Source organism: Phenylobacterium sp. 58.2.17 (assembly GCF_026411515.1).
Lineage (GTDB): Bacteria > Pseudomonadota > Alphaproteobacteria > Caulobacterales > Caulobacteraceae > Phenylobacterium.
The window spans coordinates 112208-133116 of the sequence record NZ_JAPMTQ010000008.1 but is presented as its reverse complement, the minus strand read 5'-3'; the positions used below and the strand labels follow the sequence as shown (position 1 = coordinate 133116).

The 20909-nt window shown below is 69.4% G+C and carries 21 protein-coding genes and 1 pseudogene; 17 read left to right on the top strand and 5 right to left on the bottom strand.

Going from position 1 to position 20909, the window contains the following annotated elements:
• Positions 1–338 precede the first annotated feature (338 nt).
• The 12 genes from OUA97_RS08420 (at position 339) to OUA97_RS08365 (ending at position 10406) form a co-directional block, all read left to right on the top strand.
• Complete coding sequence (locus tag OUA97_RS08420) at positions 339–548, top strand: Flp family type IVb pilin (protein ID WP_267231404.1); 210 nt, start codon at positions 339–341, stop codon at positions 546–548.
• A 125-nt stretch (positions 549–673) separates the two neighbouring features.
• A complete protein-coding gene (cpaB, locus tag OUA97_RS08415) occupies positions 674–1516 on the top strand; it encodes a Flp pilus assembly protein CpaB (RefSeq protein WP_267231403.1) in 843 nt (280 codons plus the stop codon).
• A gap of 50 nt (positions 1517–1566) precedes the next feature.
• Entirely contained in the window at positions 1567–3018 is a 1452-nt protein-coding gene (locus tag OUA97_RS08410; RefSeq protein ID WP_267231402.1) for a type II and III secretion system protein family protein, read from the top strand.
• 10 nt (positions 3019–3028) lie between these two features.
• On the top strand, positions 3029–3322 hold the full coding sequence (locus OUA97_RS08405) for a hypothetical protein (protein ID WP_267231401.1): 294 nt from the start codon (positions 3029–3031) through the stop codon (positions 3320–3322).
• A gap of 31 nt (positions 3323–3353) precedes the next feature.
• Entirely contained in the window at positions 3354–4577 is a 1224-nt protein-coding gene (locus OUA97_RS08400) for an AAA family ATPase (RefSeq protein ID WP_267231400.1), read from the top strand.
• 4 nt (positions 4578–4581) lie between these two features.
• Positions 4582–5922 carry a CpaF family protein gene (locus OUA97_RS08395; RefSeq protein WP_267231399.1) on the top strand — a complete coding sequence of 447 codons (1341 nt, stop codon included), beginning with the start codon at positions 4582–4584 and terminating at the stop codon, positions 5920–5922.
• Between the two features lie 3 nt (positions 5923–5925).
• The gene (locus OUA97_RS08390) at positions 5926–6909 is read left to right on the top strand and encodes a type II secretion system F family protein (protein ID WP_267231398.1); all 984 of its coding nucleotides are present in this window, start codon (positions 5926–5928) and stop codon (positions 6907–6909) included.
• 10 nt (positions 6910–6919) lie between these two features.
• Entirely contained in the window at positions 6920–7867 is a 948-nt protein-coding gene (locus OUA97_RS08385; RefSeq protein WP_267231397.1) for a type II secretion system F family protein, read from the top strand.
• Positions 7868–7884: 17 nt separating this feature from the next.
• Positions 7885–8730 carry a LytR C-terminal domain-containing protein gene (locus OUA97_RS08380; RefSeq protein ID WP_267231396.1) on the top strand — a complete coding sequence of 282 codons (846 nt, stop codon included), beginning with the start codon at positions 7885–7887 and terminating at the stop codon, positions 8728–8730.
• Between the two features lie 2 nt (positions 8731–8732).
• Entirely contained in the window at positions 8733–9611 is an 879-nt protein-coding gene (locus OUA97_RS08375) for a tetratricopeptide repeat protein (RefSeq protein WP_267231395.1), read from the top strand.
• Positions 9598–10113 carry an A24 family peptidase gene (locus tag OUA97_RS08370; protein WP_267231394.1) on the top strand — a complete coding sequence of 172 codons (516 nt, stop codon included), beginning with the start codon at positions 9598–9600 and terminating at the stop codon, positions 10111–10113. Before OUA97_RS08375 ends, OUA97_RS08370 begins: the two co-directional genes overlap by 14 nt.
• Positions 10114–10220: 107 nt before the next feature.
• Positions 10221–10406 carry a hypothetical protein gene (locus OUA97_RS08365; RefSeq protein WP_267231393.1) on the top strand — a complete coding sequence of 62 codons (186 nt, stop codon included), beginning with the start codon at positions 10221–10223 and terminating at the stop codon, positions 10404–10406.
• On the opposite strand, the gene OUA97_RS08360 is transcribed toward OUA97_RS08365, so the two are convergent.
• From OUA97_RS08360 to OUA97_RS08350, 3 genes are all read right to left on the bottom strand, one after another.
• Positions 10407–10790: a DUF3597 family protein gene (locus OUA97_RS08360; RefSeq protein WP_267231392.1), complete on the bottom strand. Its 384-nt coding sequence runs from the start codon at positions 10788–10790 to the stop codon at positions 10407–10409. It abuts the gene before it with no gap.
• A gap of 58 nt (positions 10791–10848) precedes the next feature.
• On the bottom strand, positions 10849–13566 hold the full coding sequence (locus OUA97_RS08355) for a TonB-dependent receptor (RefSeq protein ID WP_267231390.1): 2718 nt from the start codon (positions 13564–13566) through the stop codon (positions 10849–10851).
• Between the two features lie 157 nt (positions 13567–13723).
• Complete coding sequence (locus OUA97_RS08350) at positions 13724–14926, bottom strand: M24 family metallopeptidase (protein WP_267231389.1); 1203 nt, start codon at positions 14924–14926, stop codon at positions 13724–13726.
• A gap of 68 nt (positions 14927–14994) precedes the next feature.
• On the opposite strand from OUA97_RS08350, the gene OUA97_RS08345 reads away from it, so the two are divergent.
• The 4 genes from OUA97_RS08345 to OUA97_RS08330 all read left to right on the top strand — a co-directional run bounded on the left by OUA97_RS08345 (position 14995) and on the right by OUA97_RS08330 (position 18229).
• Positions 14995–15492, top strand: a complete 498-nt coding sequence (locus OUA97_RS08345; RefSeq protein WP_267231388.1) for a GAF domain-containing protein — start codon at positions 14995–14997, stop codon at positions 15490–15492.
• An 89-nt stretch (positions 15493–15581) separates the two neighbouring features.
• Positions 15582–16814 (top strand): FAD-dependent oxidoreductase, encoded by a 1233-nt coding sequence (locus OUA97_RS08340; protein WP_267231387.1) that lies wholly within the window; start codon positions 15582–15584, stop codon positions 16812–16814.
• Positions 16815–17159, top strand: coding sequence for a nuclear transport factor 2 family protein (locus tag OUA97_RS08335; protein WP_267231386.1), 345 nt, complete (start codon positions 16815–16817; stop codon positions 17157–17159).
• Positions 17156–18229: a phosphotransferase gene (locus OUA97_RS08330; protein ID WP_267231385.1), complete on the top strand. Its 1074-nt coding sequence runs from the start codon at positions 17156–17158 to the stop codon at positions 18227–18229. Before OUA97_RS08335 ends, OUA97_RS08330 begins: the two co-directional genes overlap by 4 nt.
• 78 nt (positions 18230–18307) lie before the next feature.
• Here the strand turns inward: OUA97_RS08330 and OUA97_RS08325 are convergent, their stop codons facing one another.
• Together OUA97_RS08325 and OUA97_RS23425 are read right to left on the bottom strand one after the other, a co-directional pair.
• Complete coding sequence (locus tag OUA97_RS08325; RefSeq protein ID WP_267231384.1) at positions 18308–18883, bottom strand: pyridoxamine 5'-phosphate oxidase family protein; 576 nt, start codon at positions 18881–18883, stop codon at positions 18308–18310.
• Positions 18884–18972: 89 nt separating this feature from the next.
• Positions 18973–19080: pseudogene (locus tag OUA97_RS23425) on the bottom strand (PEPxxWA-CTERM sorting domain-containing protein); the annotation flags it as partial.
• 638 nt (positions 19081–19718) lie between these two features.
• Here OUA97_RS23425 and OUA97_RS08315 point away from each other — a divergent pair.
• A complete protein-coding gene (locus OUA97_RS08315; protein WP_267231382.1) occupies positions 19719–20891 on the top strand; it encodes an acetyl-CoA C-acetyltransferase in 1173 nt (390 codons plus the stop codon).
• Positions 20892–20909: the final 18 nt, after the last annotated feature.

Here is a 20909-nt window from a genome sequence, read left to right as displayed (position 1 = left end):
TGCAGTTGAGGTGTTCGCGCGGTGGGATAGGCCCGCCGGGCCGGCCTGCACCTGTGTGGGGAACCCTCCGGCGAAAGATCGCCCGGTCGGTGTGCGAGCCCCAAAATTCTAACATTTAATAACATTAGAACGTGGATCGCAGGTTGTGTGTTCCCCACTCGAATTCTGTAATGAATTCTTATGAATTGCGGCTGTTAACCATGTATTTAGGTTTACAGCTCGTTAAGGCTGTGGATTAGTTTTCCACAGGTGGAAGCGAAGGGGGTCCCCAGACTTCAACCGATCCCTGCCGCAGCCATGGTGGCGCGGCCTGTCGTCCATTGAGTGGGAGGCTACACATGTCCAAGTTTGTTGCGTTCCTCAAAGACGAGTCCGGCGCCTCGGCTGCCGAGTATGTTCTGATCCTGGCCATCATCGGCAGCGCCATCGCGGGCTCCGCGCTTGCATTTGGCAACTCCATCGGCGGCGCGCTCGACAAGGCCGCGGCTGTGATGAACGCTGCCGATTTTGGCGGTGCGCCGGCTGGCGGCGGCGGCGCCACGCCGTAGCGGCGTTAGTTCAGCGCGTCGCATCCGTGACAGGCGACGCGCTGGACTGCCTTTCTTCCAAAAGTTCCTGCGACGCTCGCTGAGCCCGCAACCCGGATAGAGCAGCTATCTACGGAAGGCCGTCGATGTCTTTGCGTACGCTCGCCTCACTAACCATCGCAGTTCTACTTGGACTGGTCGCAGTCCTGCTGGTGCGGGGGGTGATGACCTCCCAAAGGCCGGCAGCCGCTCAGACCGCGGCGATGACGCCGGTCGTGGTGGCCATGGTGCCGATCGACCGCGGCGTCGAGCTGAAGCCGGCCATGCTAAAGACCGTCAACTATCCAAGCAGTGCGGTGCCGGCCGGGGCCTTCAAGTCGGTGGACCTGCTGGTCGGCAAGGACGTGCCGACGCGCACGACGGTCCGCTCGATGATCGCCAACGAGCCGGTGCTTCCCGCCAAGCTGAGCGGGGGCGAGGGCAAGACCAACATGTCGGGAACGCTGACGCCGGGGATGCGCGCGGTGAGCGTGCGTTCCAGCGACGTCACCGGGGTCGGCGGCTTCGTGCTGCCGGGCGATCATGTCGACATTCTGCTGACCCGCACGGTCGGCAAAGGCGATGGCGAAACCACGATCACCCAGGTGCTGGCCGAGAACAGCCTGGTGATGGGCGTCGACCAGATGAGCGACCAGGACGCCGACAAGCCGCAGGTGGCCAAGGCGGTGACCGTCGAGGTCACCCCCGACCAGGCCCAGGCGATCTCGCTCGGCCAGTCGGTCGGCGAGGTGAGCCTGTCGCTGCGCCAGTCGGCCGACGTCGCAGCCCTGACCAGGAAGGTGACCAGCGTCGCCGACCTTGCCGGCCCGGGCGTGCGCAAGGCCGCGCCGGTCAGGCGCGCGACGGTGCGGCGGACCGATCCGGGCATGACCGAGGTGCGCGTGACCCGCGGCGTCGAGACCGCCGGATACGCGGTCAGGGCGTTCTAAAGCGCCCGTTCTGAATTCCCGGCCGCACAGCGGCGCGAGGGGGGAAGACGATGAGAACCAAAGCTAACCGAGACGTCCTGGCGGCGGCGCTGATGGCGGCGAGCCTGGCGATCGCGCCGGCGGCCTGGGCCCAGGGCGCGGGCGCGTTCGACCCGGCGAGCGCCGTCGAGGTCGAGGTGCCGGCCGGCAAGTCGCAGGTGATCGAACTGCCGGGACCTTACGTCGACGTGATGGTCGCCAATCCCGAGATCGCCGACGTGCTGCCGCTCAGCAACCGTTCGATCTATGTGGTCGGCAAGAAGGCGGGGGCGACCGGCCTGACCGTCTACGGCCCCGGCAAGCGGCTGATCTCGGCCGCCAACATCGTGGTGTCGGCCGACATCGACAGCCTGAAGCGGCGGCTGCACGAGTTGCTGCCCAATGAGCGCGACATCGGCGTGCGGCCGGCCAACCAGTCGGTGGTGCTGTCCGGCACGGTCAGCAGTCCGGCGGCGCTGGGCCAGGTGGTCTCCCTGGCCGAGACCTACGCCCCGACCAAGGTCGTCAACATGCTGGGCGTCGAGGGCACCCAGCAGATCATGCTGTCGGTGCGCTTCGTCGAGATGAACCGGACCACCGCCAAGGGGCTGAAGGTCAACGTCAACCGCAGCGACTGGGACCCGGCCGACGGTCCGCCCAGCGGCGCGAGCCGATCGGGCGACGATCCGTTCATGGCGGTGTTCACGGGCGACACCATCGTCAAGAACGGCGGCAAGCTGATCGACAGCTTCGGCGCGGTGGCCGCGCTCTACAACGGCAATCTCGAGATCCTGCTCGACGCCCTGGAAACGCGGGGCCTGACCAAGACCCTGGCCGAGCCGAACCTGGTGGCGATGTCGGGCGACACGGCGAGCTTCCTGGCCGGCGGCGAGTTTCCGATCCCGGTCTCGCAATCCTCCACGGGCGACGCGATCCCGAACATCACCGTCGAGTTCAAGCAGTTCGGGGTGTCGCTGGCCTTCACCCCGACCCTGCTGCAGGACGGGCTGATCAACCTCGTGGTCAATCCAGAGGTGTCGAGCATCGACCCGACGGTGTCGGTCGAGATGGGCCTGATCAAGATCCCCGGCATCAAGGTGCGGCGCGCCAAGACCACGGTCGAGCTGCGCGACGGCGAGTCCTTCATGGTCGCCGGCCTGCTGAAGGAAGACTACGAGAACCAGCTGCGCCAGTTCCCGTTCGTCGGCGACATGCCGGTGCTGGGGGCGCTGTTCCGGTCGAACGGCTACAAGCGCGAGGAGACCGAGCTGGTCATCGTCGTGACCCCGCACCTGGTCACGCCGCGCAAGGGCCGGATCGCCGCGCCCGGCGACACCTTCGTCCCGCCCTCCGATTTCGAGCTGTTCCTGTTCGGCGCCTCGCAGGCGGCCGGTCCTTGGATGCGTCCCGAGGACCGCGCCCTGTTGAGCGCCGACCCGACGCGCGGCGGGATCGAAGGCCCGCACGGCCATGTCCTCTACTAGGAGCGCCGCGATGAGCGCACGTCAGATACTCCTTCTCGCCGTCGCCTTGGCCTCCGCCGGACTGGCCGGCTGCGTTCAGACCCAGCCGCATCTCGGCGCCGACTTCGGCTACGCGCTCCGCGCCGCTACGGTGGCGCAGATCGCCAACCCGGACGCCGTCTACAGCGGCGACCCGGCCCCCGGCTCGAGCGGCCCGCGGGTCGCCGCCGCGCAGGAACGCTATCGCACCGGCAAGGTCATCGAACCGATCGGCGCCGCCTCGACGATCAGCAGCGCGGCGAGCATCGGCATGGAAGCCAAGTAGGCGGCCGGGGGCACGGACGGATCTGAGCCAGATGGTTGACATGCCAAAGATGTTTCGAGGTTTCGGCGCGCCGGGCGGCGCGGGGGTGGAGACCGCCGTCCGCGGCCGGCGGGTCGGCGTGGCCGACGGCGCCATCGGCGGCGCCGAGCGCTTCGCCTCGATCGCCGCACAGTTTCCGCATGTCGCCTTCGAACCGCTGGCCGGAAGCTGGCCCGAAGCGCCGGCCGGGCTCGACGTCCTGGTGGTCAGCCTGGAGGGCGGGTCGACGACGGCGGTCGAGGCCGGAATGCGCCGGCTGTCGGTGATCTCGCCGCAGACCGCCGTGGTCGTGGCGCTGCACGACGCCGACGTCACCACCACGCGGCGGCTGGTGCGGGCCGGAGCGGCCGACGTCCTGACCTATCCGATCAGCGAACCGGCGCTGGCGCTGAGCCTGGAGCGGCTGCTGGCCCCGCGGGCGCCGGCGGCCGAGCCAGCGCGGCCCAAGGGCGAGGTGGTGGCCTTCCTGAAGGCCGGCGGCGGGGTCGGGGCGAGCGCGCTGGCCGTGCAGGCGGCGGCCGTCGCGGCGACGCGTGGGGCGGCGGAGGTCTGCGTGGCGGACCTGGACCTGCAGTTCGGCGCGGCGGCGCTCTATCTCGACCTGCCCGAGGCGATCACCCTGGCCGACTGCATGAGTTCCGGCGCGAACCTGGCGGAGACGCCGTTCGCCACCGCCCTGGCGCGGCATCGCTCAGGCGTGCGGGTGCTGGCCGCGCCGCGCGAGATCGTCGCCCTGGAGATGCTGACCCCCGAACATGTCGAGGCCTTGCTGAACGGCCTGCGCCGCGACTTCGGCCTGGTGCTGGTCGACCTGCCGGCGGTGTGGACCGCATGGACCAACCAGGTGCTGCACCTGGCCGATCGCATCGTGCTGGTCACCCAGATGAGCGTGCCGCATGTCCAGCTGGTCAAGCGCCAGCTGCGGGTGCTGACCGCCCAGGGCCTGGAGGGGCGCCCCTTGACCCTGGTCTGCAACGGGCTGACCAGCGACCAGACCGGGCTGGTGTCGGTCAAGGCCGCCGAGCGGGCCATCGGGCGCGAGTTCGACGTCGTCATCCCCGAGGACCGCAAGACCATGACCGCGGCGATCAACGAGGGCGTGGAGCTGTCGTCGGTGCGCAAGGGCACCAAGCTGGAAAAGGCGGTCGGCGAGCTGGCCGGCAAGCTGGCCGCGCTGTCGCCGCCCCCCGCTGCTGGCGGCTGGCTGAGAGGGTGATCGCATGCTCTGGAAGCCCACCGCGCCGAACGAGGCTGCGCCGCACATCGGAACTCCGCAACCGACGCCGATCGAGGGCGCGACGGCCCTCAAGGTCCGCATCCACCAGCGCCTGCTCGAGCTGTTGAACCTCAGCCTGCTGGACAAGACCCCGCGCGAGAGCCTGCGGCTGGAGATCCGCGGTGCGGTCAGCTCGCTGCTCGCCGACGAGAAGCGCATCCTCAATCTCAGCCAGACCGACCAGTTGATCGAGGACGTGCTGGACGAGCTGCTGGGCCTGGGGCCGCTGGAGCCGCTGCTCAAGGACGAGAGCGTCAGCGACATCCTGATCAACACCCACAGCACCGTCTATGTGGAGCGGTTCGGGCGGCTGGAGCCGACCGACGTCCGGTTCCAGGACACCCGCCATCTGGTGCGGATCATCAACAAGATCGTCGCGGCGGTCGGCCGGCGGGTCGATGAATCCCAGCCGATGGTCGACGCCCGGCTGGCTGACGGCAGCCGGGTCAACGCGATCATTCCGCCGCTGGCGGTGGACGGTCCGCTGGTCTCGATCCGCAAGTTCGCCAAGAGCCCGATCCACATGGACCGGCTGATCGAGTTGGGCAGCATTTCCGGCGAGATGGCCCTGCTGCTGCGCGCAATCGTGCAGTCGCATCGCAACGTGCTGATCTCGGGCGGCACCGGCTCGGGCAAGACGACGCTGCTCAATGCGCTGTCGGCGTTCATCGCCAACGAGGAGCGGATCGTCACCATCGAGGACTCCGCTGAGCTGCAGCTGCAGCAGCCGCATGTCGGCCGGCTGGAGACGCGCCCGGCCAACATCGAGGGCAAGGGCGAGATCACCCAGCGCGATCTGGTCCGTAACGCTCTGCGGATGCGGCCCGACCGCATCATCGTCGGCGAGGTGCGGGCCGGCGAGGCCTTCGACATGCTGCAGGCGATGAACACCGGCCACGACGGGTCGATGACCACGGTCCACGCCAACACGCCCCGCGATGCGCTGTCGCGCGTCGAGCAGATGATCGGCATGGCCGGGCTGGAACTCTCGCCGCGCTCGATCCGCCAGCAGATCGCCTCGGCCATCAACATCGTGATCCAGGCCGAACGGATGGACGACGGCCGTCGCCGGGTGGTGTCGATCAGCGAGGTGGTCGGCATGGAGGAGGACGTGATCTCCCTACAGGAGATCTTCCGCTTCCGTCGGCAGGGACGCGCCGCAGCGGGCGGGGTCGCCGGCGATTTCGAGACCACCGGGGTCCGGCCGCGCTTCGTCGACGTGCTGGCCGCGCGCGGGGTGGAGATGCCGCCCATCGCGTTCTCGGCGGGGAGGAGGTCAGTCTAGGCGATGAGCAATCCGATCATCTACGTCCTGGCGTTCGTCGCCGTGGTGGTGCTGGTCCAGGTGCTTGCGCGGCTGATCTTCGCGGCCGGCGACCGCAACAAGCGGGTCAACCGGCGGCTGACCATGATGGAATCCGGCATGAGCCGGGAGGAGATCTTCAGCGCCCTGGTGCGCCGGCCGCCGGGCGCGCGGAGCGCCGGTCCGATCGCGGCGCTCTACGACGGCGTCGAGCGCTATCTGCGCCAGGCGGGGCTGCTGATGTCGCCGGCGCGGCTGGCGGCGATCACCGCGGGTCTCGCCGCCGCACTGTGGCTGGTGGGCCTGAGCGTGGCGACCTCCGGCGCCGGGCCGAGCGTGCTGGTCAGCGGCGCGATCTCGATGGTGGGCGCGTGCGTGCTGGCCGTCCTCGCGGTGGCCCTGTGGGTACGCCGGCTGCGCACTGCGCGGATCAAGAAGATCGAGGAGCAGCTGCCGGCCGCGCTCGACGTCGTCAACCGGGCGGTGCGCGCCGGGCATCCCGTGATTTCGGCGGTGCAGTTGGCCGCCGACGAGATGGGCGATCCGATCGGCTCGGAGTTCGGCCTGATCGTCGACGAGACGACCTATGGCGTCGATTTCAAGGAGGCGCTGGCCAACTTCGCCCGCCGCACGGGATCGCCCGCCGGGCACTTCTTCGCGGTGAGCGTCAGCATCCAGTCGGAGACCGGCGGCAACCTGGCCGAGATCCTGGAGGGCCTAGCCTCGGTCATGCGCGGACGCCACTCGCTGGGCAAGCGGGTGCGGTCGCTGGCGAGCGAGGGGCGGGCCTCGGCGGTGCTGCTCAGCGTGCTGCCGGTGCTGCTGATCGCCGTGCAGCTGATGTTCCGGCCGACCGTCTATTCCGACAAGTTCTCCGACCCGATCTTCTGGCCCGTCGTGCTGCTGACGGCGGTCATCTACCTGATCGGCTGGGCGATGGTGCATCGCATCATCAACTTCAAATACTGAGGCGATGACGATGGCCCAGTGGTTCGATCTGGCGATCCAGGCCTTCACCTTCCTAGCGGTGTTCGCGGTGGCCAGCATGGCCCAGCGGGCCATTGGCGCGCAGCTGGCCGTGCGCCGGCGGCTGGGCCGCGAGGAGGTCGAGGCGTCGCATTTTTCCGAAGGCTCGGTGCTGCGGGACGAGAAGGTCCGCAATCCCTTCCTGCTCTGGGTGCAATCGGCGACCGCCGGGGGCCAGGCCAAGGAAACCCAGAAGCTGCGCAAGGATCTGTCGCTGGCCGGCTTCGACCAGCCCTCGGCGCCGATCTGGTACGTGATCGCGCGGTTCTCGCTGGCGATCGGGGCGCCGATCCTGCTGATCGGCGGGCTGGCGCTGGCGGGGCGTCCGTTGACCGGGCTGGCGGCGTTCATCTTCCCGCTGGTGATCTGCGGGCTGGGGCTCATCGCCCCGAAGGCGGTGCTCGACAACCGCGTCAACGCCCGCCGCGAACAGCTCGAGCACGAGTTTCCCGACGCCCTGGACCTGATGGTGGTCTGCGTCGAGGCCGGGCTGGGGCTGGAGGCGGCCTTCGTGCGGGTCGCCGCCGAGGTGAAGGAGTCGCATCCGCGCATCGCCGAGGAGTTCGGCCGTCTGTCGGACGAGCTGAGCGCCGGGCGGGGGCGCGCCGAGGCCCTGCGCGCCCTGGCCGAGCGCCTGAACGTCGACAGCATCCGCTCGTTCGTGGCGCTGCTGATCCAGACCGACCTGCTGGGGGTGAGCATCGGCCAGAGCCTGCGGACCTACTCGGCCGAGATGCGCGAGAGCCGCTTCATGAAGGCCGAGGAGAAGGCGATGCGCATCCCGGTTCTGATGACCCTGCCGATCGTGGCCTGCTTCATGCCGGTGATCATCGTGGCGCTGCTGCTGCCGCCGGCGATCGACGTGGTCCGGACGCTGATTCCGGCCCTGAGCGCGAACTAGCCGAGATGAGCACGCCGATGACGATGCTTCGAACCGTTGCGGTGCTGGCCCTGGTTCCCGGGCTGGCCGGCTGCGCCCTGTGGCCCCGCGCCGTGGCGTGGGTGGATTTCCGCGCGGTCCAGACCAGCGAGGTCCAGCGCTTCTCGCGCCAGGACGGTTATTACAACAGCGCCGTGGCGGCGATCGAGCGGCGAGACTACGCCGCCGCCCTCGACCTGCTGCAGGCGGCGCGGGCGACCCAGCCCGACGACGTGCGGGTGCTGAACGCCTTCGCCGTCGTCTACGATAAACTCGGCCGCTTCGATCTCAGCGCCCGCTACTATGAGCAGGCCCAGCGGCTGGATCCCGCCTCGCCGGTGCTGGCGCGCAACATCGCCTATTCGGCCCGGCTGCAGACCCGCGTGGCGGCCCCGCCGAGCTACGCCCTGGCGGCGACGGCGCCGCGGACCGATGCCGCGACCCGCGTCGCGCCGGCCCTGGCCGCGCGGCCGGCGGTGGTGCGGCTGGCCATGGTCGCGCCGGCCGCGGTCGCGCCCCTGGCCCCCGGCCAGACAGGCCGGCCGTTGGAGCTGGCCGACCTGTCCGGACGCGCCGGCGGCGCGGCGAGCGCGCGGGCGGCCCTGCGCCGGCTCGGCTGGTCAGTCGACGAGGTCGCCGCCGACGGCGCCCAGCAGGCCGTCACCACCATTACCTATAGCGACCGCAACGCCCTGGTGGCGCAGGCCTTGCAGCGAACGCTGCCAGGTCCCGCCAACCTGGTCCGGCGCGGCGACGACTACCCGGGCATCCGGCTGGCGATCGGCGCCGACGCGGCCAAGTGGTCCTGGCCGGCGCGGGGCGAACCGGCCCTGAAGGGAGACTGAAGGTGCGGACGTTCACGATCATCGCATTCGCCGCCGCCGTCGCGGCCACCCCGGTTCAGGCCGGCATCTTCGGACGCGAGCAGAGGGCCGCGCCCCAGGTCAGCGAGGCGGCGGTGGCCGAGATCCAGCGCGCCCTGGACGAGCAGCGGCTGGTCGACGCCGGCCGGATGCTCGACAGCGCCCAGGTGGCCGGGGTGCGCGATCCGCGCCTGCAGGTGCTGGGCGGCGACCTCAACCTGCGCCGCGGCCGGCTGAACGCGGCCTATGCCAGTTATCGCGAGGCCGAGGCCGATCCGAGCGTGCGGGCTCGGGCGCTGCAGGGGCAGGGGATCACCTTGTCGCTGCAGGGCCGTTCCGACGAGGCCGTGGCCGTGCTCCAGCGGGCGGTGGAGGCCGACCCCGGGGCGTGGCGGGCCTGGAACGCCCTGGGCCGCGAGTATGACAACCGCACCCGCTGGACCGAGGCCGAGGCCGCCTACGCCCAGGCGATGAGCGCCTCCGGCGGCGATGCGCTGGTGCTCAACAACCGCGGCTACTCGCGCCTGCTGCAGCACCGCCGCGACGAGGCGGTGGCCGATTTCGTGGCCGCGTTGGGCAAGCGTCCGGCGCTGACCGAGGCGCGCACCAACCTGCGGCTGGCCTTGGCGATGCGCGGCGACTACGACCGCGCGGTGGCTGGAGGCGCGCCGGACGACCAGGCCGCGCTGCTCAACAACGCGGGCTTTGCGGCCGGGATGCGCGGCGACTATGCCAAGGCCGAGCTGTTGCTCGGCCAGGCGCTGGAGCTCAAGAGCGAGTACTATGGGCGCGCCTCGGAGAACCTGAAGGTGGTGCGCGCCCTGGCCGCGCAGAGCGGACCGAGCCCGAATGTGGTCCGCTGAGAACCTTCATATCGTCCTGGCCGCGATCCTGTCGGGGGTGCTGATCTGCGTGGCGGTCGGCGACATCATGGACCGGCGGATTCCCAACGCCGCGGTGCTGGCGGTGGTGGCGCTGTTCGCGCTGTGGGCGTTGGCCGACCGCGGCGCAAGCCTGGGCACGGGACTGGCGGCTGCGGCGATAGGCTTCGGGGTCGGCTTCGTCTTCTACCTGATGCGGATCATGGGCGCGGGCGACGTCAAGCTGTTCGCCGCCGTGGCGCTGTTCACCGGGCTCGGCTACCTGCACCTGTTCGCCCTGGCCACGGTCCTGGCGGGCGGGGCGATGGCGGTGGTCGCCCTGGCGGCGCGGCCGCGCCGGGCGTTGGTGATGTTCACGCTGAAGGGGCGGGGCGACTTCGGCCGCGGCATTCCCTATGGCGTGGCGATCGCCGTCGGCGGGCTGATCGCGGTCTGGGGCGGGTTGACCGGCGCGCTGCCGGTCGACGTGCTGAACCGCATCTAGCGGCGGGATCGCGAACTATTCATCGACTGGGGAATTATTAGGGGGCGGACGGCCTCGACGCCGTTACGCTGGAGTGGAAGCGCCTCGGGTTCAAACGCGAGGTTCGCATGGTCTGGCGATCGATGGAAAGCGCGCCGCAAGACGGGCGCGAGATACTGGCCCTGGTCGAGGGCCGACTGCCGATGGTGGTGTTCTGGTCCGATTGGCTGGAGGGGCACTGGCAGCCGCTCGGGCAGTCGTGGCGAGAGGCGGCGCCGATGCTGTGGGCGCCGTTGCCGCCTCCGCCGACGTGATCAGTCGCGCAGACTGGCAGGCACGACGCCGCCGTTCTTGGCCAGGGCGTCCCAGACCGCCTTCTGCAAGGCGATATTCTGCTCGGCGCTGCCGTGCGGCCCGGCGTTGACGCCGAGTTCGCCGGCCAGCTCCTTGCGGGCGTCGAGGCTGGAGTCGAGGTCGAGCAGCTTCAGCAGGTCGACGATCGAGGTGCGCCAGTTGCCGCCACCGCCCTTCAGCTCGGCGATCTGGACCAGGACCGCTTCGACGTTGACCGGCTCGGGCGGGGGCGGCGGGGCCGCAGCGACGGGCGCTGCGGCCGGAGCCGGGGCAGGCGCGGCCGGAGCGGCCTCGGGCTTCTTGCGGTGAAGTACCTTGTCCATGATCGAGCTGAAGATGCCCATGCGCCGGTCTCCCTGTTGGATGGCTCCCTATTAAAGCTCGGCTATGACAGGAGTTCCGTCAGAACCCCTTGGTTATCGAGATGCCGTAGAGCCGCGGATCGAGCAGGAACACGCTGCGGGTGGCGCCCAGGTTCTCGTCGGCGATGTCGAACCCGACGATGGTGTCCTCGTCGAGCAGGTTCTTCACGAACAGCTGGACGTTCAGGTCGATATCGGGATTGGCGAGGATCAGGCTGGCGTTGACGTTCTCCCACGCCTCGATGTTGTCGAAGAAGGCGTTGTTGTAGCGCATGAAGCTCTCGGACTGGCGGTAGTAGTCGCCGCGCAGGGTGGCGTTCCAGCCGTTGGGCAGCTCCCAGCGGTACTGGGCGCCGAGCGAGACGGTCCACTCCGGAGCGTTGGGCAAGTCGTTGCCCGAGAGGTCTTGGATCACCCCTTCGCCGGCGCCGTTGGCGAAGCGCGAGACGCCCGGACCGTAGTTGTAGACGGCGTTGGTGAGCGCATCGGCGGTGGCCGGCGCCAGGCCCGCCGCCAGCAGCCGGCCGCGGATCGTCGAGGTCCCCGAGCCGGTGCCGCCGCAGGCGAAGTTGGCCAGCAGGGTCGAGCCGCCCGGAACCCGCAGCAGGTTGGCCACGCCCTGGGCGTTGAGAATGCAGCCGCCGTTGGTCGAGTTGGCGTAGATGTAGTCCGAGTTACCCTGGGTGCGGTTGAAGGTGTCGACCACCATGCCCTTTTCGATCTCGGTGTTCAGGTAGCCGATGTTGGCGTTGAGCCGCAGGTTGTCGATCGGCTCCCAGATCGACTCCATCTCCACGCCCCAGATCTTGGCGTCGATGTTCTCGTTGTAGACCGAGCGGTTCACGCTGCGGCCGATCTGATAGCCCTGATAGTCGTAGTAGAAGCCGGTCAGGTTCAGCAGCAGGCGGCCGTCGGCCAGGGTGTTCTTGGTCCCGATCTCGTAGGCGTTGACGAATTCCGGCTCGTAGCTCGGGTTCAGGCCGAGCGTCACGACGCCCGGCGGGTTGAAGCCGCCGCCCTTGTAGCCCTTGGAGTACGAGGCGTAGATCAGCGTGTCGTCGGTGAACGACAGGTCCGGCGACCAGTCTACATTCAGGCGGCCGGTGGTTTCCTGGAACTGCACCTCCTGGTCGGCGGTGAAGGTGGGGCCGCGGCCGGGGGTGAAGAGGGTCGAGCCGCTGCCGCGGGTCCACTTCTTGTCGTCGGTGTAGCGCAGGCCGAGCGTGACCCTCAGGTCGTCGGTCGCCTGCCAGTAGAGCTCGCCGAAGGCCGCCTTGGACTCCAGCTTATATTCGCTGAGGCTGATGTAGTAGTTGTGGCCGGTGAAGTCCGGATCGCGCAGCGGGTCGACATAGGCCAGCGGCTGGACCACGCGCACCGCCGCGGTCGCCGCGTTGGTGGCGACATAGGTGATGCTGGTCGCCTCATAGTCGAGATAGATGCCGCCGACGTTGAAGTTGATGGGCCCGTCGAAGTTGGACTGCAGGCGCAGTTCCTGGGTCCATTGCTCGTTGTGGCTCGTGCCGCCGGACTCGCTCATCAGGCGGTCGGTGACGCCGAACTGCGGGTCGTTCAGCACCCCGTTCGGCGTGAACGGCGTGACCCCGAACGGCACCGACGAGAAGCCGCCGGTGGAGTCGCCGCGGGTGTAGTTCTCGTTCTCGTTATAGCTGGTCAGCGAGGTCGCGGTGAGCTCGGGGGTGATGTCCCATTCGAGGTTCAGCTCGTAGAGGTCGGTGCGAGGCCGGTAGGTCGGGCGGCCATAGACCTCGGTCTCGCGCAGGTTGCGCGAGATGGTCTTGCCGGCGAAGGCGTCGGTGGTCTGCAGGCCGATCTGCCGGGCGATGATGCCGGTGAAGGTCGAGAGCTGGTTGGTCGTGCCGTAGACGTTGTCGCCATAGACCGAGGCGGGCAGGCAGCCCTGGGTGAACGCGGCCTGGGCCGCGCCGGTCGGCACGCCGAGCACGTTGGTGAGGCCAAGGTCCTTCTGGCACAGCTGCTTGCGGGCGCCGCGGGTGTCGTCTTCCGAGAAGTTGTCCCACAGGACGTAGCCGCGGAAGTTGTCGGTCGGGGTGAAGGCCAGGGTGACCCGCGCGGCCCAGATCTCGCGGTCGTCGATGTCCTGGCCGTTCAGGGTGTTGTCGGTGTAGCCGTCGCGCTGCAGGGCGAAGCCGGCGGCGCGCAGCTGGAACATCTCGCCCAGCGGCACATTCACGAAGCCCTGCAGCTTGATGCTGTTGAAGTTGCCGAACTCGGCGGTGATCGAGGCGTCGAACTCGTCGGACGGCTTGTTGGTGATGACGTTGACGACGCCGCCGGTGGCGTTACGGCCATAGAGCGTGCCCTGCGGTCCGCGCAGCACCTCGACCCGTTCGACATCGTAGAATTCGGCGTCGGCCAGGCGGTTGGAGGTCAGCGGGACGTTGTTGTGGTGGATGCCGACGCCGTCGTCGCCGCCGGTCGAGACCAGTTGAGCGCCGACGCCGCGGATCTGGAAGTTGGTGCGCAGGGCGCGGCGGGTGAAGGTGAGGTTCGGGACCGACTGGACCAGGTTGCCGGCGGTGTCGATGCCTTGCGACTTCAGCGCCTGCTCGCTGAAGGCCGACACCGCGATGGGAACGTCCTGCACGGACTCTTCCCGTTTCTGGGCGGTGACGATCAATTCTTCGATGACGTTGCCGCCCGAGGACTGGGCCCAGACGGGCGTCGACCAGACAAGCGCGAGCGCAGACGCAGAAGCCAGCAAGGCTTTGCTCATTCTTCCCTCCCTAGCCCCCAGTCACAACGGCGGGGGTCTTCTTGTCGACGGCCATCGTCGAGCGTGGCCGTTCAGAATTAGGAGCTAAGGACTTAATTTCCGCAGCGTCAAACGACTTTTGATTACATTTTGCCCTCAAAAGTTGAGGTGCGAATGCTCAACCTTCGCCGAACGGCTTCTCTAGGCTGGGTTGCGGCGCGGTGAACCAGGCGGCGCCGTCGGCCGTGACGTGGAAGTGATCCTCCAGGCGCACGCCGAAGGAGTCTGGGATCACGATCATCGGCTCGTTGGAAAAGCACATGCCGGGGGCGAGCGGGGTCTTGTCGCCGCGGACCAGGTACGGCGCCTCGTGGATCGACAGGCCGATGCCGTGGCCGGTGCGGTGGGGCAGGCCGGGCAGTTCGTAGTCGGGGCTGAGGCCGGCGGCGGCCAGCACGCGGCGGGCGACAGCGTCGATCTCCTCGCAGGGGACGCCGGGACGGACGGCCGCGAAGGCCGCCGCCTGGGCCTGCTTTTCGAGCTCCCAGATGCGGCGCTGTTCGGGCGAGGCCTCGCCGAACACATAGGTGCGGGTGATGTCGGAGTGGTAGCCCTGGACCTGGCAGCCGGTGTCGATCAGCACGATTTGCCCGTCCTCGAGGGCCTGCTCGCCGGGCAGGCCGTGCGGGTAGGCGCTGGCCCGGCCGAACTGCACCGCGCAGAAGTAGGAGCCGTTGTCGGCGCCGAGCGCGCGGTGGGCCTGGTCGATGAAGCGGCGGACCTCGCCGGTGGTGATCCCCGGCGCCAGGATGCGCGCCGCGCGGCGGTGGACCTCGAGCGTCATGGCCTTGGCCTGGGACATCAGGGCCAGCTCGGCCGGCGACTTGATCATCCGGCAGCCGTCGACGACCGGAGCGCCGTCCAGCAGCTTGAGGGCCGGCGCGGCCTTGGCCACGCCATTGAACACGAAGAAGGGCAGGGCGGGGTCGATGGCCAGCGAGGCCGCGCCGTCCAGCGCCCGGGCGGTCAGCTCATAGGGGCTCTCGTGCTCCTCCCAGAGCAGCAGTTCGGCGTCGACGCCGAGGGCGGCCTCCAGCGAGCCGAGCTCGAAGCGCGGGCAGATCATCCGCAGGTCGCCCTCGCGCGGCAGCACCATCGCGACCAGCCGTTCGGTCGGCCCCCAGGCGACGCCGGTGAAGTAGCGCAGGCTGGGGCCGGCGCCGATGATCAGCGCCTCCGCGCCGATCTCGTCCATCAGTTCGCGGGCGCGGGCGATGCGGGCGAGCCGTTCCTGGCGGGTGATGGCCGGGGCCGGATGGGGCCACGGCGCCAGGTCTGCGAGTTCGGTCTGGGCCGTCGAGCCGCCGATGCCGTTGGTCATGTCACGCTCCGGTACTGAAGGGCGCCGCGCGCTGGCGGCGCAGCAGGCGGGCCCGTATATACGCGGCTATGGCTGAAGCCTTCAACGAACTCACCCTGCCGACCGCCAAGGCCGAGCGCTACTCCGCCCTGGCCGAGGAGATCGCCGCGGTCCTGGACGGCGAGCCCAATCGCACGGCGCGCATGGCGAGCGTCGCCTCGATGCTGGCGGCGACCTTCGAGACCTTCTTCTGGACCGGGTTCTACGTGGTCGATCCGGACAAGGAGCGCGAGCTGGTGGTCGGTCCCTACCAGGGCACGCTCGGCTGCCTGCGCATCGCCTTCGGGCGCGGGGTCTGCGGGGCAGCGGCGGCCAGCGGCCAAACCCAGCTGGTGCCGGACGTCCACGCTTTTCCGGGGCACATCGCCTGCGACGGCCGCTCGCAGAGCGAGGTCGTGGTCCCGGTGTTCGACGCCGCCGGCGCGCTGATCGCGGTGCTGGACGTCGATTCCGACCAACCGGCCGCGTTCGACGAGGTCGACGCCCATTGGCTGGAGAAGATCGTGCGGGACACCTTCGCCGCCTAGCCTGGCCCTGACGGGACGTCAGTCTGGACTCACGCGGCCGGGCGGGCGCGTACTTGCGTGCAAGAACGTGGGTACGGGAGCGTCTCGGCGTGCAGACGTACGATCTGATCATCGTCGGGGGCGGCATCGGCGGCTCGGCCCTGGCCGCGGTGATGGCGAAGGCCGGGCGCTCGGTGCTGCTGCTGGAACAGACCGAGGTCTACGAGGACAAGGTCCGCGGCGAATGGATCGCGCCCTGGGGCGTGGCCGAGGTGCATCGGCTGGGGCTCTACGACCTGCTGGTCGGCGCCGGCGGCCATCACATCACCCGCCATGTCACCTTCGATGAGTCGCTCGATCCTGGAACGGCGGAAGCCTCGGCTCTGCCGCTGAGCATCTTCCGCGAAGGCGTGCCCGGTCCGCTCTGCCTGCGTCATCCGCTGCACTGCCAGGCCCTGTTCGACGCGGCGCAGGCCGCCGGCGCGATCGCCCTGCGCGGGGTGATCGTCGGGTCGGTGGAGGCGGGCGACCGGCCCCGCGTCTTCTACGAGCACGACGGCCAGACGCACGAAGCCACAGCGCGGCTGCTGGTCGGCGCCGACGGGCGCGCCTCGCAGGTGCGCGAAGCCGCCGGGATCGCGCTGCATCAGGACAGGCCGCATCACTGGTTCGGCGGGTTGCTCGTCAAGGACGTGGTCGGCTGGGACCCGCAGCTGCAGGCGATCGGCACCGAGGGCGATTTCGGTTTCCTGGCCTTTCCACAGGGCGGGGGCATGGTGCGGGTCTATGGCGGCTACGCGCTCGACCAGGCGCAGCGGTTCAAGGGCGCGGACGGGGCGCGGCGGTTCCTGGACGCCTTCGACCTCGCCTGCAGTCCGGCCAATCGCTGCCTGACCGCGGGCGCGCCGGCCGGTCCGCTGTTCAGCTACGTCAACGCCGACAGCTGGACCGACCAGCCCTATGGCCAGGGCGTGGTGCTGGTCGGCGACGCGGCCGGCTGGAACGACCCGATCATCGGCCTGGGGCTGTCGATCACCTATCGCGACGTGCGTATCGTCTCCGAGCTGCTGAAGGCGGCCGACGACTGGGAGCGCCTGGATTTCGAACCGTATCGCGAGGAGCGCGCCGAGCGCATGCGCCGTCTGCGCTTCGCCGCCAAGCTGCAGGCCGCGCTCGACATGGAGTTCGGCGAGGCTGCGCGCCAGCGCCGTCGTCGCCACTTCGAGCGCGCCGCCGGCGACCCGACCCTGCGGCTGCACAGCCTGGCGGTGATGGCCGGGCCCGAGCTCGCGCCGCCCGAGACGTTCACCGAGGCGCACCGCGCCCGCGTGTTGGAGGACTGAGTGGACATCGCCGACTACAACGCCCGCTGGCTGGGGGCCTGGACCGCCAAGGACGTCGAGGCCCTGTGCGGCTTCTATGCTGAGAACGTCGTCTACAAGGATCCGCAGACGGCGGCCGGGATCACCGGCCAGGACGCCCTTCGCGCCTATCTGACCGGCCTGTTCGCCGCCACGCCGGCCATGACCTACACGCCCGACGAGACCTGGCCGATCCCCGGCGGGTTCTGCGGCCGCTGGTACTGCGACATCGCCGGCGGCGGGCGGATGCGTGGTTTCGACCTGGTGATCCTCGACGGCGAAAAGATCGCGCTGAACGAGGTCTATGTGCACCAGCTGCCGGCATGAGCCGCCGCCCCGACATCCGCGCTCCGGGCGAGATCGACGCCGCCTGGCTCTCGGCGGTGCTGGCGGCCGGCGGCGTCGACGCCTCGGTCCGCAGCTTCGAGGCCAGGCCCGTCGGCACGGGCCAGATCGGCGACAGCGTCCGCTTCCGCCTGACCTATGACCGCGGCGGCGACGAGGCGCCCGCCGCCCTGGTCGGCAAGTTCCCGGCCGCCGGGGCCGAGAGCCGCGCGACCGGGATCATGCTGGGCAACTATCTGCGCGAGGTGCGCTTCTACCAGCAGCTGGCGCCCACCGCCCTGGTGCAGACCCCGCGCTGCTACTTCACCGACGTCGACGAGGCGACCAGCGACTTCGTGCTGATGATGGAGGACCTGGCCCCGGCGGTGCAGGGCGACCAGCTGGCCGGCGTCAGCCTGGAGCAGGCGCGGCTGGTGGTCGAGCAGGCCGCGCGGCTGCACGCCTCGCACTGGGGCGACGACGGGCTGGACGAACTGCCCTGGGTCTCGGGCTCCAAGGCCGCGCCGGCCAGCGCCGTCAGCGAGGAGATGGTCGCCGCGCTCTGGGCCGGATTCAAGATGCGCTACGGCGCACGCCTGCAGCCGCAATGGACCGAAGTCGGCGACTGGCTGGCCCCGCGCTTTGGCGAGTTCGCGCGGTCCGAGGAGGGGCCGCGCTGCCTGACCCACAACGATTTCCGCCCGGACAACATGATGTTCGGCACGGCGGCCGGCGGCTATCCCGTGGCGGTGCTGGACTGGCAGTCGTTCGCATATGGCTGCGGCCCGACCGATCTGGCCTATTTCCTGGCCGGCGCGCTGCCGCCCGACGTCCGCCGCGCCCAGGAGCCGGCCCTGCTGCAGCTCTATCTCGACACGCTGGCGGCCCACGAGGTGCGGGGCTTTGGCATGGACGACCTGCGCCCGCTCTACGGCCGCGGCGCGTACCTGCTGTTCGCCACCGCCTTCTTCGCGGCCATGGTCGTCACCCAGACCGACCGCGGCGACGAGATGTTCCTGCAGATGATCGGGGCCGCGGCCGAGCACCTGTGCGATCATGGCGTGGTCGGATAGGCGAGGGGCGGCCGCCAATGCGGCGGCCGCGCGTCATTGTCGAGACTTGGTTCGCCCTCGACGTCCGCGGGCCGCGTCTCAGCGGCGGGGCGGGACCACGTCGCTGAAGATCGAGAAGCTTTTCCAGGCCGGTTCGAGCGGCGGGGCGTCCGCCTGCGGGACGTAGGGCGAGGGCGCCTTCAGCTCCAGCTCCGGAATGTAGCGCGGGCAGTTGGGGAAGATGTCGCCCGGCGTGACCTCGACCAGCAGCTGGGCGCCCGGCCACTCGGCCATCTGCGGATCGTCGCGCAGCACCCGGGCCGCGCCGTTCACCCGCAGCCGCGCCGGCTTGGGACCGATCCCCAAGAAGAGCAGGCCGACGTGCGGGTTGATCTCGACGTTGCCAAGGCTGCGGAACATGCCGTTGCCGTCGTAGTCGGGAAACACCAGCCGGTCGGGGGCCAGGATGCGGACGAAGCCGGGATCGCCGCCCTTGTAGGAACAGTCGGGACGCCCTTGCGCGTCGGCGGTGGCCAGGAAGAAGAACGGCAGGGCTTCGATGAAGGCCTTGTCGGCGTCGGTGAAGCGGTCGTGGCGCAGCCGCTCGTAGAGCCTGTCGGCCAGGGGCGCGCTCGCGAACTCGTCCTGCAGACGGCGTTGTCCGGAATGGTACATGCGGGCCTCCCGTTTTCGCATGAGGCTAGCATGAAAACGCCGCCGGCCTCGCGGACCGACGGCGTTCCAGATCGGGTTCGGCGCGTGGCTCAGGCGGCGGCGAGCGCGACCTTGCGGCCATGACGGCGCAGGGCGGCGCCGGCCAGGCCGAAGCCGGTGATCATCATCGCCCAGGTCGCCGGTTCCGGCACCGCCGAGGGCACGTCGAGCAGGACGCGACCGCCGGTGACGGCGCGCGGCCCGCCGGTGTTCTGGTACTCGTACGAAGTGTTCAGGATGTTGGCGCCGCCAGCGGTCAGCGGGAAGAAGTCCAGGCGCAGCTGCTGGGCGTAGCCGCTGGTCGAGATCCGGAACCCCTGGGTCGGCAGCGAGACCCAATCGGCCAGGGCGGCGTTATTGTAGGTGAAGGTCGAGAACACGCCCGGGCCGAACGTGCCCGAGGACGCGGTGATGTTGACGCCCAGCAGCGAGGTCAGGGCGTCGTCGGTGGTGAAGCTGCCGGTCAGCGTGCCGCCGCCCTGCAGGGTCACGTTGTCGAGCACGAACACCTTGGCGGCCCAGGCCGGCGCAGCGGCGGTCATGGCGGCGATGGCTGCGGCGACGGCGATCAGGCGCTTCATGTCGGTTCCAATACGGGAAAGCTGGACTGTGTTGCACACGTCTAAGCAACATCGGCGCCAGTGATGCAAGTTAAAGGAGCGGCGTTCGCTGTGCTGGCGACGGGAGCGGGCGCGGGCGGCTTCACGTGCGCGTAAACCCCATTGGCTTACGTCACGTCGCGCCCCTAAATGACTCGCCGACGCGCGACGGACGCGCATTTATCGGGAGCGGAACAATGGGCGAAGCCTATATCGTCGCGGCGACGCGCACGGCCGGCGGCCGCAAGGGCGGCAAGCTGAAGGATTGGCATCCGGTCGACCTGGGCGCCGTGGTGCTCAACGACATCATCGATCGCACGGGCGCCGATCCGGCCCTGGTCGAGGACGTGGTCATGGGCTGCGTCGGCCAGGTCGGCGAGCAGGCGATCAACGTCGCGCGCAACGCTGTGTTGGCGTCCAAGCTTCCGGAAAGCGTGCCGGCCACCAGCGTCGACCGCCAGTGCGGCTCCTCGCAGCAGGCCCTGCAGTTCGCCGCCCAGGCGGTGATGAGCGGCACCATGGACGTGGTGATCGCCGCGGGCGTGGAAAGCATGACCCGCGTGCCGATGGGCCTGTCGGCGGCGCTGCCGGCCCAGAACGGCTTCGGCAACTATATGAGCCCGCGGATGAAGGAGCGTTATCCGAACATCCAGTTCAGCCAGTTCATGGGCGCCGAAATGGTCGCCAAGAAGTACGGCCTGACCAAGGACGAGATCGACCAGTACAGCTACGAGTCCCACCAGCGCGCGATCGCCGCCACTCAGGCCGGCAACTTCAAGAACGAGATCGTCGCGATCGAGGTGGTCGACGCCGAGGGCAACAAGACCCTGCACACCGTCGATGAAGGCATCCGCTTCGACGCCAGCCTCGACGGCATCAAGGGCGTGAAGCTGCTGGCCGAAGGCGGCGCGCTGACCGCGGCCTCGTCGAGCCAGATCTGCGACGGCGCCTCGGCGGTGATGGTCGTCTCGGAAAAGGGCCTGAAGGAACTGGGCGTGAAGCCGCTGGCCCGCATCCATCACCTGTCGCTGCTCGGCCACGACCCGGTGATCATGCTGGAGGCCCCGCTGCCGGCCTCGGAACGCGCCCTGAAGCGCGCCGGCATGAGCGTCGACGACATCGACCTGTTCGAAGTCAACGAAGCCTTCGGTTCGGTGCCGGTGGCCTACATGAAGCACCTGGGCGTCGCCCGCGACAAGATCAACGTCAACGGCGGCGCGATCGCGCTGGGCCACCCGCTCGGCGCCTCGGGCACCAAGCTGATGGCGACCCTGCTGAACGCCCTCGAACAGCGCGGCGGCCGCTACGGCCTACAGACGATGTGTGAAGGCGGTGGTATGGCGAACGTCACGATCGTCGAGCGACTCTAAGGCCCGTTCCGGCTCCGG

Bases quoted from the DNA above. Each gene is read 5' to 3' on its own strand.
- OUA97_RS08420 (WP_267231404.1), top strand. From the start codon at position 339: ATGTCCAAGTTTGTTGCGTTCCTCAAAGACGAGTCCGGCGCCTCGGCT.
- cpaB (WP_267231403.1), top strand. From the start codon at position 674: ATGTCTTTGCGTACGCTCGCCTCACTAACCATCGCAGTTCTACTTGGA.
- OUA97_RS08410 (WP_267231402.1), top strand. From the start codon at position 1,567: ATGAGAACCAAAGCTAACCGAGACGTCCTGGCGGCGGCGCTGATGGCG.
- OUA97_RS08405 (WP_267231401.1), top strand. From the start codon at position 3,029: ATGAGCGCACGTCAGATACTCCTTCTCGCCGTCGCCTTGGCCTCCGCC.
- OUA97_RS08400 (WP_267231400.1), top strand. From the start codon at position 3,354: ATGGTTGACATGCCAAAGATGTTTCGAGGTTTCGGCGCGCCGGGCGGC.
- OUA97_RS08395 (WP_267231399.1), top strand. From the start codon at position 4,582: ATGCTCTGGAAGCCCACCGCGCCGAACGAGGCTGCGCCGCACATCGGA.
- OUA97_RS08390 (WP_267231398.1), top strand. From the start codon at position 5,926: ATGAGCAATCCGATCATCTACGTCCTGGCGTTCGTCGCCGTGGTGGTG.
- OUA97_RS08385 (WP_267231397.1), top strand. From the start codon at position 6,920: ATGGCCCAGTGGTTCGATCTGGCGATCCAGGCCTTCACCTTCCTAGCG.
- OUA97_RS08380 (WP_267231396.1), top strand. From the start codon at position 7,885: ATGACGATGCTTCGAACCGTTGCGGTGCTGGCCCTGGTTCCCGGGCTG.
- OUA97_RS08370 (WP_267231394.1), top strand. From the start codon at position 9,598: ATGTGGTCCGCTGAGAACCTTCATATCGTCCTGGCCGCGATCCTGTCG.
- OUA97_RS08365 (WP_267231393.1), top strand. From the start codon at position 10,221: ATGGTCTGGCGATCGATGGAAAGCGCGCCGCAAGACGGGCGCGAGATA.
- OUA97_RS08360 (WP_267231392.1), bottom strand. From the start codon at position 10,790: ATGGGCATCTTCAGCTCGATCATGGACAAGGTACTTCACCGCAAGAAG.
- OUA97_RS08355 (WP_267231390.1), bottom strand. From the start codon at position 13,566: ATGAGCAAAGCCTTGCTGGCTTCTGCGTCTGCGCTCGCGCTTGTCTGG.
- OUA97_RS08350 (WP_267231389.1), bottom strand. From the start codon at position 14,926: ATGACCAACGGCATCGGCGGCTCGACGGCCCAGACCGAACTCGCAGAC.
- OUA97_RS08345 (WP_267231388.1), top strand. From the start codon at position 14,995: ATGGCTGAAGCCTTCAACGAACTCACCCTGCCGACCGCCAAGGCCGAG.
- OUA97_RS08330 (WP_267231385.1), top strand. From the start codon at position 17,156: ATGAGCCGCCGCCCCGACATCCGCGCTCCGGGCGAGATCGACGCCGCC.
- OUA97_RS08325 (WP_267231384.1), bottom strand. From the start codon at position 18,883: ATGTACCATTCCGGACAACGCCGTCTGCAGGACGAGTTCGCGAGCGCG.
- OUA97_RS08315 (WP_267231382.1), top strand. From the start codon at position 19,719: ATGGGCGAAGCCTATATCGTCGCGGCGACGCGCACGGCCGGCGGCCGC.